Origin of the sequence: Agromyces marinus (assembly GCF_021442325.1) — a bacterium.
Taxonomy (GTDB): Bacteria; Actinomycetota; Actinomycetes; order Actinomycetales; family Microbacteriaceae; genus Agromyces; species Agromyces marinus.
Window position 1 is genome coordinate 158,496 of the sequence record NZ_CP087879.1, and the last position, 11,871, is coordinate 170,366.

At 72.6% G+C, this 11,871-nt stretch carries 14 protein-coding genes; 13 read left to right on the plus strand and 1 reads right to left on the minus strand.

Annotation, left to right across the window (positions count from 1 at the left end):
- Nucleotides 1-8: 8 nt before the first annotated feature.
- The 13 genes from DSM26151_RS00770 to DSM26151_RS00830 all read left to right on the plus strand — a co-directional run bounded on the left by DSM26151_RS00770 (nt 9) and on the right by DSM26151_RS00830 (nt 11,453).
- On the plus strand, nt 9-416 hold the full coding sequence (locus tag DSM26151_RS00770) for a phage holin family protein (RefSeq protein WP_234660523.1): 408 nt from the start codon (nt 9-11) through the stop codon (nt 414-416).
- Nucleotides 400-693, plus strand: coding sequence for a DUF3618 domain-containing protein (locus DSM26151_RS00775; RefSeq protein ID WP_234660524.1), 294 nt, complete (start codon nt 400-402; stop codon nt 691-693). Before DSM26151_RS00770 ends, DSM26151_RS00775 begins: the two co-directional genes overlap by 17 nt.
- A complete protein-coding gene (locus DSM26151_RS00780; RefSeq protein ID WP_234660525.1) occupies nt 674-1,357 on the plus strand; it encodes a GntR family transcriptional regulator in 684 nt (227 codons plus the stop codon). Before DSM26151_RS00775 ends, DSM26151_RS00780 begins: the two co-directional genes overlap by 20 nt.
- 25 nt (nt 1,358-1,382) lie before the next feature.
- Complete coding sequence (locus tag DSM26151_RS00785) at nt 1,383-2,516, plus strand: class I SAM-dependent methyltransferase (RefSeq protein ID WP_234660528.1); 1,134 nt, start codon at nt 1,383-1,385, stop codon at nt 2,514-2,516.
- 76 nt (nt 2,517-2,592) lie between these two features.
- A complete protein-coding gene (locus DSM26151_RS00790; RefSeq protein WP_234660529.1) occupies nt 2,593-3,099 on the plus strand; it encodes an OsmC family protein in 507 nt (168 codons plus the stop codon).
- Nucleotides 3,100-3,130: 31 nt separating this feature from the next.
- Nucleotides 3,131-3,868 carry a hydrogen peroxide-dependent heme synthase gene (hemQ, locus tag DSM26151_RS00795; protein ID WP_234660531.1) on the plus strand — a complete coding sequence of 246 codons (738 nt, stop codon included), beginning with the start codon at nt 3,131-3,133 and terminating at the stop codon, nt 3,866-3,868.
- Entirely contained in the window at nt 3,868-5,154 is a 1,287-nt protein-coding gene (locus tag DSM26151_RS00800; RefSeq protein ID WP_234660532.1) for a ferrochelatase, read from the plus strand. The genes hemQ and DSM26151_RS00800 overlap by 1 nt, the downstream gene beginning before the upstream one ends.
- Nucleotides 5,151-6,125, plus strand: a complete 975-nt coding sequence (gene hemC, locus DSM26151_RS00805; protein ID WP_234660534.1) for a hydroxymethylbilane synthase — start codon at nt 5,151-5,153, stop codon at nt 6,123-6,125. The genes DSM26151_RS00800 and hemC overlap by 4 nt, the downstream gene beginning before the upstream one ends.
- A 14-nt stretch (nt 6,126-6,139) precedes the next feature.
- Nucleotides 6,140-6,937, plus strand: coding sequence for a uroporphyrinogen-III synthase (locus DSM26151_RS00810; RefSeq protein WP_234661920.1), 798 nt, complete (start codon nt 6,140-6,142; stop codon nt 6,935-6,937).
- 136 nt (nt 6,938-7,073) lie between these two features.
- A complete protein-coding gene (locus DSM26151_RS00815) occupies nt 7,074-8,570 on the plus strand; it encodes an MATE family efflux transporter (RefSeq protein WP_234660536.1) in 1,497 nt (498 codons plus the stop codon).
- Between the two features lie 66 nt (nt 8,571-8,636).
- Nucleotides 8,637-9,575 (plus strand): porphobilinogen synthase, encoded by a 939-nt coding sequence (gene hemB, locus DSM26151_RS00820; protein WP_234661921.1) that lies wholly within the window; start codon nt 8,637-8,639, stop codon nt 9,573-9,575.
- Nucleotides 9,572-10,891, plus strand: coding sequence for a glutamate-1-semialdehyde 2,1-aminomutase (hemL, locus tag DSM26151_RS00825; RefSeq protein WP_234660538.1), 1,320 nt, complete (start codon nt 9,572-9,574; stop codon nt 10,889-10,891). The genes hemB and hemL overlap by 4 nt, the downstream gene beginning before the upstream one ends.
- 76 nt (nt 10,892-10,967) lie before the next feature.
- Nucleotides 10,968-11,453 carry a hypothetical protein gene (locus DSM26151_RS00830; protein ID WP_234660540.1) on the plus strand — a complete coding sequence of 162 codons (486 nt, stop codon included), beginning with the start codon at nt 10,968-10,970 and terminating at the stop codon, nt 11,451-11,453.
- A gap of 17 nt (nt 11,454-11,470) precedes the next feature.
- Here the strand turns inward: DSM26151_RS00830 and DSM26151_RS00835 are convergent, their stop codons facing one another.
- Nucleotides 11,471-11,851: a DUF1304 domain-containing protein gene (locus DSM26151_RS00835; protein ID WP_234660541.1), complete on the minus strand. Its 381-nt coding sequence runs from the start codon at nt 11,849-11,851 to the stop codon at nt 11,471-11,473.
- Nucleotides 11,852-11,871: the final 20 nt, after the last annotated feature.

Here is an 11,871-nt window from a genome sequence, read left to right on the forward strand (position 1 = left end):
ATCCCCCGATGACCGCACCATCCAACGACGAACGCTCGCTGTTCACGCTGCTCGGCGAGCTGCCCGACCAGATCTCCACGCTCGTCAAGGCCGAGATCGACCAGGTCAAGGCAGAGCTCAGCTACAAGGCGAAGCACTTCGGAATCGGCAGCGGCCTCGTCGTCGCCGCCGCATTCGTCGGGATCTTCCTGCTCGGCACGCTCATCACCACCGCGATCCTGGCGCTCGCGCTGGTGATGCCCGCCTGGGCTGCCGCGCTGACCGTCTCCGGCATCCTGCTGCTCATCATCGCGATCCTCGTCGGCATCGCACTCGTCAACTTCCGCCGGGGCAGCGAACCGCTCGAATCGATCGAGAGCGTGCGCAAGGACATCGACGCGATCACGGGAAGGGGCGAGTATGGCGGCCGCAACTGACGCCCGGCTCGACAAGGCCCAGCAGCGCAACCTCTCGCGCCTGCAGGCCCACGACAACACCAGGTTCGCGCGCGACCAGCTCGCCGGAACGCTGAGCGCACTCGAAGAGAAGCTCAACGTGCCCAAGCGGGTGGCCAGGGCCAGCGGCCGGGCGAAGCGACGGATCCGGCGGTTCGCCGACGAGCAGCCGGGAGCGGCGATCGCGGTCGCCGTCGGCGTGATCGCCGCGGTCGGCGTCGGCGTCTGGCTCGTGGTGCGTGCGAACCTCGACGACTGAACCGGACCGGGGCGCCGCAGCGGCGGCGACCGCGGTCGAACGCGTCGCCGGCGACCTCCGAGACGAGATCCTCTCCGGCGCGCTCGCGCCCGGAACCCCGCTCCGCGAGGAATCGGTCGCGGCCCGGCACGGCGTGTCGCGGCACACGATCCGGGCCGCGTTCCAGCGGCTCGTGAACGAGCGGCTCGCAACCGCGGAGCCCTACCGGGGCGTGCGGGTCACCGAGTTCGACGAGGCGCAGATCACCGCGTTGCAGCAGCTGCGTGCCGCGCTCGAGATCGAGGCCGTCCGCATCGCCTTCGAGCGGTTCGGCGGCACCCTTCCCGAGCACGTGCTCGTCCCGGCACGGGCGGCCGCCGATGCCATGGAGACAGCCGCCGACGGCGGTCCCGGCGGGGCGACGGATGCCGCGTGGCGGGCCGTCGAACGTCACCACGCCGAGTTCCATGCGGCGCTCGTCGCGGCATCCGCGAGCCCCCGCATCATCGAGGCCCACACGGCCATCGGCGGCGAGCTCCTGCTGTTCGTCGCGCACATCAGGCGGCACTACACGGTCGCCGAACTCGTCGAGGAGCACCGCCGCCTGCTCGGCGACCTCCTCGCGCGCGGGCCCGAGGCCATGCGCGACCATCTCGAGAACTCCACCCGGCTGCTCGTCGACTGAGCCGTCGAACCAGGGAGGCGTCACCATGTCCGCCACCGAACCCACCGAACCCACCGAACGCGCAGAGCCCCCGGAATCCGCCGGATCCGCCGACCCGGTCGACGTGTTCGCCGATCGTGTCCTCGCGTCCGCACTCGGCGCCTTCGAGACGCTCTCCATCCACCTCGGGGACCGGCTCGACTGGTACCGCACGCTCGCCGAGCGCGGCGCGCTCACATCCGCCGAGCTCGCCGAAACCGCGGGCACGGGCGAGCGGTACACCCGCGAGTGGCTCGAGCACCAGGCCGTGAGCGGGATCGTCGCGGTCGACGACGCGGATGCCGAGGCATCCGCTCGCAGGTACTCGCTGCCGCCGCCCCACGCCGAGGTCCTGACCGATGCCGACTCGCTCGCGTACCTCGCCCCGATCGCACGCATCGTCGCGAGCGCGGCGATGCAGGTCCCCGGGCTGCTCGCCGCTGCCCGCACGGGCGGCGGCGTCCCGTGGGCCTCGTTCGGGAAGGACATGCGCGACGCGCAGGGCGACGTGAACCGGCCGTGGTTCGAGCGGCGGCTGGGCGCGGCGCTCGCGTCGGTGCCCGACCTCGACGCGGTCCTGAGCCGACCCGGAGCGCGCTTCGTCGACGTCGGGTGCGGGCACGGGTGGTCCTCGATCGCGCTCGCGCGCGCCTATCCCGAGGCGACGGTCGTCGGCGTCGACGTCGACGGCCCGTCGATCGACGCGGCGCGAGCGCACGCCGACGAGGCCGAGCTCGCGGACCGTGCGAGCTTCCACCTCGGCGGGGGAGAGACGCTCGCCGAACCGGGCGCCTACGACGCCGGGTTCGTCTTCGAGGCGCTGCACGACATGCCGAACCCGGTCGAGGTGCTCGAAGCGCTGCGTCACGCGGTCCGCGACGACGGCGTGGTCGTGATCATGGACGAGGCCGTGGCAGACCGGTTCGCACCCGACGGCGACGACCTCGAGCGCATCATGTACGGCTACAGCCTGCTCGTGTGCCTGCCCGACAGCCTGTCGACGCCCGGGTCGGCGGCGACCGGGACGGTCATGCGGCCGGCCGTGCTCGACGGGTACGCCCGCCATGCGGGGTTCTCGGGTACCGAGGTGCTGCCGATCGAGGGGTTCGCGGCGTTCCGGTTCACGCGACTGGTGCGCTGACGCGGGCGCGGGCGACCGCGCGCCGAATGAGGTTGCCGCGGTGGCGCCAGGGCGGCGCCATCGGCATGATGGCGCCATGGACCAGACCGAACTCCGTGCCCTGCAGGCCCCGCTCAAGGAGCGCTACCGAACCGATCCGGATGCCGCGATCGCGCCGGTCGCGGCGCGGGCGACGTTCGCCGAGCCCGGGATCACCGCGACAGTCGAGGGGTGGGACGGCCCGGTGCGCGCGGGGCTCCACCCCACGACCGGCGGCGACGGCGCCGACGCCTGTTCGGGAGACCTGCTGCTCCAGGCGCTCGCGGCGTGCGCTGGCGTCACGCTGCGCTCCGTCGCGACGGCGATGGGGGTCGACATCCGCTCGGCCGAGGTGCGTGCCGAGGGCGTGTTCGACGCCCGCGGAACACTCGGGATGAGCCGCGACGTGCCCGTCGGCCTGCTCGACGTCGTCGTCACCGCCGTCGTCGACACGGATGCCGACGACGCGACCCTCGCGCGGCTCGCGTCGGGCACGGAGCGATTCTGCGTCGTCGGCCGATCGCTCGCGGAGGCGCCGGAGTTCGTGGTCGAGCGCGTTTTTTGACCTTTCAGGTTGCGGGTGGAGGATAGAAGCCATGTCAACCCCTGCTGCCGACGGGGCAGCCGACACGCGCCCGACCGAAACCGATTCGACCCCCGCACCCGAGGGGTACACGCTCTTCGCCGTGTTCCGCAGGGACCCGGAGCGGCCCGACGATCTCGACGGGCGCGACGTGCCCAGGTTCGTCGGCGAGCTTGACGGCGTGATCAACGTGGTCGAAGACGAAGGGGTCGTCGTCCGCGGCATCTACGACGTCTCGGGCCTGCGCGCCGACGCCGACGTGATGGTCTGGCTGCACGGCCCGACCGCCGAGGGCCTGCAGTGGGCGCTGCGCGAACTGCGCCGTGCGCGGCTGTTCCGCGCGCTGCTGCCGACGTGGAACGCCATGGGCGTGCACCGCGACGCCGAGTTCAACAAGGCGCACGTGCCCGGCTTCCTCCGCGGCATCGAGCCGAAGCAGTGGCTCACGATCTACCCGTTCGTCCGAAGCTACGAGTGGTACCTGCTCGAGCCCGAGGAGCGCGGCCGCATGCTCGCCGAGCACGGCCGGAAGGGCGCCGCGTTCCGCGGCGTCGTCGCGAACACCGTCTCGGCGTTCGCGCTCGGCGACTACGAGTGGCTGCTGCCCATGGAGGCCGACGAACTCACCGACCTCGTCGACATGATGCGCGACCTGCGCGCGACCGACGCGCGACGCCACGTGCGCGACGAGCTGCCGTTCTACACCGGCCGCCGCATCACGACCGCCGAACTCGTGGAGGTGCTCCAGTAATGGCCGCGACGAACCTCGGCGGCGCCGGAGCCGACTCGCCCGAGCGCTCGCGTGCCGCGCAGGGCGCGCACCCGCTGCGCGGAGTGAAGCCCGCGGCCGCGGCATCCGCTCACCTGGCGCCGGGCGCGGTCGTGCCGGGCGCGACCGAGGCAGCACAGGCCGGCCCCGAGCACGTCGAGACGCCCGTCGCGTACGACGCGATCCTGCTCGCCGGGTTCGGCGGGCCCGAGGGCCAGGACGACGTGATCCCTTTCCTGCGCAACGTCACGCGCGGTCGCGGCATCCCCGACGAACGCCTCGAGGAGGTCGCGCACCACTACCGCCACTTCGGCGGCGTGAGCCCGATCAACGAGCACAACCGCGAGCTGAAGGCCGCGCTCGAGGCCGAACTCGCCGGCCGCGGCATCGACCTGCCGGTCGTGTGGGGAAACCGCAACTGGGACCCGTACATGAACGATGCCCTGCGGGAGGCCCACGGGAAGGGCTACACGAAGCTCATCGCGATCGCGACGAGTGCGTACTCGTCGTTCTCGAGCTGCCGGCAGTACCGCGAGGACTTCGCCGACGCACTGGAAGACACCGGCCTGTCCGGTGTCGTGCAGATCGACAAGGTGCGCCAGTTCTTCGACCACCCCGGCTTCGTCGCCCCGTTCGTCGAAGGTGTGCGCGAGGGCATCGCGAAGCTCGAGGCCGAGCACCCCGGCCTGGCCCGGTCGACCGAGGTCGAGGTGCTGTTCGCGACGCACTCCATCCCGACGACGGATGCCGAGAAGTCCGGGCCTGCGGAACGCGGGTTCGGCGAAGGGGGCGCGTACGCCGCCCAGCACCTCGCCGTCGCCGAGGTCGTCATGCGCGAAGCCGGCGCAGCCGACGTTCCGTGGCAGCTCGTCTACCAGTCGCGCTCCGGCCCTCCGTCGCAGCCCTGGCTCGAACCCGACATCAACGACGCCATCGCCGAACTGCCCGCCGCAGGCCGCAAGGCGATCGTCATCGTGCCGCTCGGGTTCGTGAGCGACCACATGGAGGTCATGTGGGACCTCGACGAGGAGGCGATGGAGACCGCGGAGGAGCACGGACTCGCCGCGGTGCGGGTGCCGACCCCCGGCATCCACCCGGCGTACGTGGCCGGCCTCGTCGACCTCGTGCTCGAACGCGTGAACGGCACCCCGTCCGCGGAGCGACCCCACGTCACCGACCTCGGCCCGTGGTACGACGTCTGCCGCCCGGGCTGCTGCGAGAACGTTCGAGCCGGATTCAAGCCGGCACTGGCGGGGATCGCACCGTGAGCCCGGCACGCGAGGTCATCCGCGTCGGCACCCGGGGGAGCGCGCTCGCGCTCGCGCAGACGAAGCAGATCGCGGAGCGGCTCGGGAAGGCCGCCGACGCCGAGATCGAGATCGTCTCCGTCACCACCCACGGCGACACCTCGCGTGCCTCGCTCCAGGAGATCGGCGGAACCGGCGTGTTCGCGGTCGCGCTCCGCGAAGCGCTCGTCGCGGGCGAGTGCGACGTGATCGTGCACTCCCTGAAGGACCTGCCGACCGCCGAGCACCCCGACCTGCGCCTCGCGGCCGTGCCCAAGCGCGCCGACGCGCGCGACGCGCTGTGCGCGCGCGACGGGCTCACGCTCGCCGAACTTCCCGAGGGTGCGCGCGTCGGCACGGGCTCCCCGCGTCGGATCGCGCAGCTCGGCGCCGCACGGCCCGACGTGGTCGCGGTCGACATCCGCGGCAACATCGACACCCGCCTCGGCTTCGTCGGGCATGAAGATCCGGAACGACGCCTCGACGCGGTGCTCCTCGCGTGCGCTGGGCTCGGCCGGCTCGGCCGGGAGGCATCCGTCACCGAGCGCTTCGCGCTCTCGGGCTGGCCGACCGCACCCGGTCAGGGCGCGCTCGCACTCGAGGTCCGAGACGAGCGCGGCTCGCGGGCACTCGAACGCGGCCTCGCCGCAGTCGAGCACGTCACCACGCGGGCCACGGTGCTCGCCGAACGCCTCGTGCTCGCCGACCTCGAAGCCGGATGCGCCGCCCCCATCGGGGCGACCGCGTTCCTCGAGGACGAACTTCTGTTCCTGACGGCAACCGTGTACAGTGCCGACGGTACGCGGCAGCTGACCAGCTCGCACGCCGCGACACCCGAGAGCCGCTCGGCCGCCGACCTGGCGGATGCGGCACGCGACGTCGCAGGCCGCGTCGTCGCGGAACTCCTCGGCAACGGAGCCGCCGACCTCGCCCCTGCCCTGGAGTCGCCGTGACCGAATTCGAACCGATGACCGGCGCGATCAACCTGCCCGGAGCCGACGGCTCGAAGCCGCTCGCCGGCTGGCGCGTGATCGTTCCCCGCGGCGGACCGTGGGGTGACTCGGTCTCGGCGTCGCTGCGGGCCCGCGGGGCATCCCCGATCATCGCCCCGATGATCAACTTCGCGCCCACCGACGACCAGCCCGCCCTCGAGTCGGCGCTCGCCAAGCTCGCCGCGGGCGGGTTCGACTGGCTGACGGTGACGAGTGCGACCACGGTCGATGTCCTCGCGTCCTACGGCGTCGCGATCCCGGATTCGACGAAGGTCGCCGCGGTGGGGGAGACCACCGCGGCCGCCCTCGTCGCGGCCGGGTACCGCGCCGACATCGTCCCGAGCGAGGAGAACTCGGCCCGCGGACTGCTCGAGGAGTGGGAGGCCGCGACCGACGGCGTCGTGCCGCTGCGCGTGCTCGCGCTGCGCTCGGCGATCGCGAAGCAGGTGCTCTCGATCGGCCTCGCGCGCATCGGCCATCACGTCGAGGCCGTGGTTGCGTACCGCACGGTCGGCGTGCCCGTCGCGAAGAAGGTCGTCGACGACGTGCGGGCGGGCAAGGCCGACGCGATCCTCGTGACCTCGGGCAGCGTCGCCGAGCAGGTGCAGAACCAGCTCGGGCCGATTCCCGAGCGGACCCTCGTCGCCGCGATCGGTCCGCAGACGAAGAAGGATGCCGCGGCCGTGGGCCTGCGTGTCGACGTGGTCGCGGCCGCGCGCACGTCCGAGTCGCTGATCGATTCGGTCGTGAACTCGGCGCTCGCGCGCGCCTGACCCACCCGCCCTCCTGCGGGCGGGCAGTCGTTGCGGTCATGGTCGAGTCGCGTGGGTCGAATCGATTCGACTACGCTTGTCCGGAGGTGCTCACGGCGCCGAATCCGAACCCGTCACCGTCTCGCCGAGAGCACGCATGCCCACCTCACTCATCACCGGACGCCCGTGGCGCGTAATCCTGCTGTTCTCCGTCCCGCTGCTCATCGGCAACGTCGTGCAGCAGCTGTACCACTTCGTCGACGCGGTCGTCGTGGGTCGCTGGCTCGGCGTCGAATCTCTCGCGGCGGTCGGCGCGACCGGCAGCCTGCTCTTCCTCCTGCTCGGGTTCGCGTGGGGCGTGACGAGCGGATTCGCCATCCCGACCGCGCAGGCGTTCGGGGCGGGCGACCACGAGGCGGTCCGCCGATCCGTCGCCGTCGGGACGCTGCTCACCGCAGGCATCAGCATCCTCCTCACGGTCGCGGCGCCGCTCATCGCCGAACCGGTGCTCGTCCTCCTGCAGACACCGCCCGAACTGCTCGCCGAGGCGACGCTGTTCACCCAGGTCAGCTTCCTCGGCTCGGGTGCCATGATGGCGTTCAACTACCTCGCGGCGATCATCCGCGCCATCGGCGACTCGCGCACGCCGCTCGTGTTCCTGACCATCGCATGCGGACTCAACGCCGGACTCGTGATCGTCATGGTCGGCCCGCTCGCATGGGGCGTGGGCGGCGCGGCACTCGCGACGGTCGTCTCGCAGGCGGTCTCGGTCGTGCTGTGCCTCGAGTACGTGCGCCGCCGCATCCCCGTGCTCCACGTGCGTCGTGAGGACTGGCGGGTCACGCGCGCCGAGCTCGGCGAGCACCTGCGGATCGGCCTGCCGATGGGATTCCAGGCGTCGATCATCGCGATCGGCACGCTCACCGTGCAGGTCGCGCTCAACACCCTCGGCTCCGATGCCGTCGCCGCGTACACCGCGGCTTCGCGCGTCGACGGGCTCGCGATCGCCGTGCTGTCCTCCCTCAGCATCGCGTCGTCGATGTACACCGCGCAGAACCTCGGCGGCGGTCGCCCCGACCGGATCCGCCGCGGCGTCGTGCAGGCGACGTGGATCGCGATCACGGCGTCGCTCGTGCTCGGCGCGATCCTCGTCGCGTTCGGCACGGCGATGGTGCGCCTGTTCGTCGGCGACGGCGCCGACGACGTCGTCGATCTCGCGAGCTACATGCTCGTGGTCAACGGCCTGACGTATTCATCGCTGGGCGTGCTCTTCGTGCTCCGCGGCGCACTGCAGGGGCTCGGGCACACCTTCGTGCCGACGATCAGCGGCATCGTGGAACTCGGGATGCGCGTCGGCGCCGCGGTCGTGCTGGGTGCGGCCGTCGGATACGCGGGCGTCGTGTGGAGCAACCCGCTCGCGTGGTTCGGCGCGATCGTGCTGCTGATCCCGGCGTACGTGCGCGAGCACCGGCGGCTCGGGCGGATGCCGGTGCGCCCGACGGTGCCGACCCCGACCACGCCCATCGCGATCGTCGGCCCGGCTGAGGGGTCGGGCATCGTCGATGCGGTGCTCACGCAACCGATCCCGGTCGTTCCGGCGCCCGAGGCTCCGGCGGCATCAGCACCCACCGACCGCACAGCCGCGCGCGCGTAGGCTTGCCGGGTGACTTCCGCACCCGCGCCCCGCGTGCGGCCCCGGCGACTCCGTGAGACGCCGGCCATGCGCCGCCTCGTGTCCGAGACCCGACTCGATCCCGCCGAGCTGGTCCTGCCGATCTTCGTCCGCGAGGGCGTGAGCGAGCCCATGCCGATCGCGTCGATGCCCGGCGTCGTGCAGCACTCGCTCGACTCTGTGAGGCGGGCCGTGACGGATGCCGCGGCCGCGGGTGTCGGCGGCGTCATGCTGTTCGGCGTGCCCGAGACCCGCGACGCGACCGGCTCGTGCGGCGTCGACCCGAACGGCATCCTCAACCTCGCGACCGCCGTCGTCGCCGACGAGGTCGGCGACGCGCTCGTCGTGCAGACCGACCTCTGCCTCGACGAGTTCACCGACCACGGCCACTGCGGCGTGCTCGACGCGCTCGGCCGGGTCGACAACGACGCCACGCTCGAGCGGTACCGGGAGATGGCGCTCGTGCAGGCGGCATCCGGTTCCCAGCTCCTCGGCCTCTCGGGCATGATGGACGGCCAGGTCGCCGCGGTGCGCGACGCGCTCGACGGCGCCGGGTTCACGCACACGGCGATCCTCGCGTACTCGGCGAAGTACGCCTCGGCGTACTACGGCCCGTTCCGCGACGCGGTCGAGTCGACGCTCGAGGGCGACCGCCGCACCTACCAGCTCGACCCGGGCAACCGCCGCGAGGGCCTGCGCGAGGCGATGATCGACATCGACGAGGGTGCCGACGTCGTGATGGTCAAGCCGGCCGGCTCGTACCTCGACGTGCTCGCCGACGTGGCCGCGGCGAGCGACGTGCCCGTGTGGGCGTACCAGGTGTCGGGCGAGTACTCGATGATCGAGGCCGCGGCCATGCACGGCTGGATCGACCGCCGCCGCGCCGTGATCGAGTCCGTCCGCGGCATCCGCCGCGCGAGCGCCGACGCCGTGCTGACCTACTGGGCGACCGAGCTCGCCGGATGGCTCCGGGAGGGGACCGAATGACCACCAACGCCGACCTCTTCGCCCGCGCGCAGGCCGCGATCCCGGGCGGCGTGAACTCGCCCGTGCGCGCCTTCCGCTCGGTGGGCGGCACGCCGCGCTTCCTCGTGTCGGCGCGAGGCCCGTACGTGACCGACGCCGAGGGTCGCGAGTACGTCGACCTCGTCGCCGGCTGGGGGCCGGCGATCCTCGGCCACGCGCACCCCGAGGTGATCGCCGCGGTGCAGGATGCCGCGGCCCGCGGCCTCTCGTTCGGCGCGTCGACGCCCGTCGAGACCGAGCTCGCCGAGCTCATCGAGCAGCGCGTCGCGCCCGTCGAGAAGCTGCGGCTCGTGTCGACCGGCACCGAGGCGACCATGAGTGCGATCCGTCTCGCCCGCGGGTTCACCGGTCGCGACCTGCTCGTGAAGTTCGCCGGCCACTACCACGGCCACTCCGACGGGCTGCTCGCCGAGGCCGGTTCGGGCCTCGCGACCTTCGCGCTCCCCGGTTCGGCGGGCGTGCCGGCCGAGATCGCCGCGCTCACCCTCGTCGTGCCGTACAACGACCTCGACGCGCTCCGCGCCGTCTTCGCCGAGCACGGCGACCGCATCGCCGCCGTGATCACCGAGGCCGCCGCCGCGAACATGGGCGTCGTGCCGCCGCTGCCCGGCTTCAACCGTGCGCTGGTCGAGCTCGCGCACGCGCACGGCGCACTCGTCATCAGCGACGAGGTGCTCACCGGCTTCCGCGTCTCGAAGGCCGGCTGGTGGGGCGTCGAAGCCGAGACGGATGCCGCCTACACGCCCGACCTCCTCACGTTCGGCAAGGTCGTCGGCGGCGGGATGCCCGTCGCGGCCCTCGGCGGCCGCGCCGAGATCATGGAGCACCTCGCACCGCTCGGTCCCGTCTACCAGGCGGGCACCCTCTCGGGGAACCCGGTCGCGGTCGCGGCGGGCGTGACGACCCTGCGCCTGGCCGACGACGCCGTCTACACCCGGCTGCACGCCGCGGCGGAGACCATCGCCGACGCGACCTCGGCGGCGCTCGACGCGGAGGGCGTCCCGCACGCCGTGCAGCGGGCGGGGACCCTGTTCAGCTTCGTGCTCGGCGAGGCCGTCGCGAGCGGCGTCCACGACTACGCGGGCGTCCAGCGGCAGGAGTCGTGGCGCTACGCCCCCTTCTTCCACGCGATGCTCGACGCGGGCGTCTCACTGCCGCCGAGCGTCTTCGAGGCGTGGTTCGTCACGGCCGCGCACGACGACGACGCGATCGCGCGGATCGTCGGCGCGCTGCCGGCTGCGGCGCGCGCCGCGGCATCCGCTCGCCCGCCCGCCTGATCGCGCACGACCGGGCGCTCGCCGAAACGCGCGCGCACGGTCACGAGCCCGGCGACACGTCGGGCAGGATGGAACCATGGCGAATCTGCGGGTGCACAACGACCGGCTCGAGGTCCACCTCACGCCGGCCGAGAAGTCGCTCGCGCTGCGCAGCGCCGATGTGATCGTCCAGCGCGACGACATCCGCTCGGCCACCATCACCGACGACCCGTGGATCTGGATCCGCGGCATCCGCCGCCGGGGTGCCGAAGTGCCCCTCGTCGTCGCCGCCGGAGTCTGGAAGACGCACAGCGGCAGCGACTTCGTGCTCGTCAAGGGCAAGCGCCAGGCCGTCGTCCTCGAGCTCTCGGGCGGCGAGTTCGGCCGCCTCGTGCTGAGCACGAGCCACGCGAGCGAACTCATCGACAAGCTGAAGGTGGGCGTTCCGACCGAGGCCGAGGCCGAGGCGGATGCCGCGGCGCCCGACGCTCCGGGCGCAGGCGGCCCGGGCGCAGGTGGTGCGGGCGCAGGCGGACGGGTCGCCGGCGCCGACTTCGCCGCCGAGGAGACCAGCGGCGACTGACCGGCGGTCGTCGACGCTCAGGTGAACAGCAGCAGCACGAAGGCGACGAGCGGCACGAGCCCCTGCGCGACCGCCGCCCGCAGGTAACCGCGGCCCGTCGTCGTGAGCACGACCGCGGCGGCCGCCATGCACGCGGTCGTGAACAGCGCGAGCGCGAGGCCCGCGCGCGGCGACCCCGTCCAGAACAGCAGGATTCCGGCGAACGCGCCCAGCGCGAGGAACAGGTTGTAGAAGCCCTGGTTGTACGCCATCGGCCGCAGGACCTCCGCCTGTTCGCGGCCGCGGATGCCGAACACGCGCCAGGTCGTCGGGTGCATCCAGCGGATGCTCTCGAGCACGAAGATCACGACATGGATCACGGCGGCGACCCCCACCGCGACCGAGGCGATGATGCTCATGGTCGGATGCTACGCCGCGG

Coding starts and splice junctions, on each gene's coding strand:
- DSM26151_RS00800 (WP_234660532.1), top strand. CDS start 3,868: ATGGCCGCGACGAACCTCGGCGGCGCCGGAGCCGACTCGCCCGAGCGC.
- DSM26151_RS00835 (WP_234660541.1), bottom strand. CDS start 11,851: ATGAGCATCATCGCCTCGGTCGCGGTGGGGGTCGCCGCCGTGATCCAT.
- DSM26151_RS00785 (WP_234660528.1), top strand. CDS start 1,383: ATGTCCGCCACCGAACCCACCGAACCCACCGAACGCGCAGAGCCCCCG.
- DSM26151_RS00770 (WP_234660523.1), top strand. CDS start 9: ATGACCGCACCATCCAACGACGAACGCTCGCTGTTCACGCTGCTCGGC.
- DSM26151_RS00830 (WP_234660540.1), top strand. CDS start 10,968: ATGGCGAATCTGCGGGTGCACAACGACCGGCTCGAGGTCCACCTCACG.
- hemB (WP_234661921.1), top strand. CDS start 8,637: ATGCGCCGCCTCGTGTCCGAGACCCGACTCGATCCCGCCGAGCTGGTC.
- hemQ (WP_234660531.1), top strand. CDS start 3,131: ATGTCAACCCCTGCTGCCGACGGGGCAGCCGACACGCGCCCGACCGAA.
- DSM26151_RS00775 (WP_234660524.1), top strand. CDS start 400: ATGGCGGCCGCAACTGACGCCCGGCTCGACAAGGCCCAGCAGCGCAAC.
- DSM26151_RS00815 (WP_234660536.1), top strand. CDS start 7,074: ATGCCCACCTCACTCATCACCGGACGCCCGTGGCGCGTAATCCTGCTG.
- DSM26151_RS00810 (WP_234661920.1), top strand. CDS start 6,140: ATGACCGGCGCGATCAACCTGCCCGGAGCCGACGGCTCGAAGCCGCTC.
- DSM26151_RS00790 (WP_234660529.1), top strand. CDS start 2,593: ATGGACCAGACCGAACTCCGTGCCCTGCAGGCCCCGCTCAAGGAGCGC.
- hemL (WP_234660538.1), top strand. CDS start 9,572: ATGACCACCAACGCCGACCTCTTCGCCCGCGCGCAGGCCGCGATCCCG.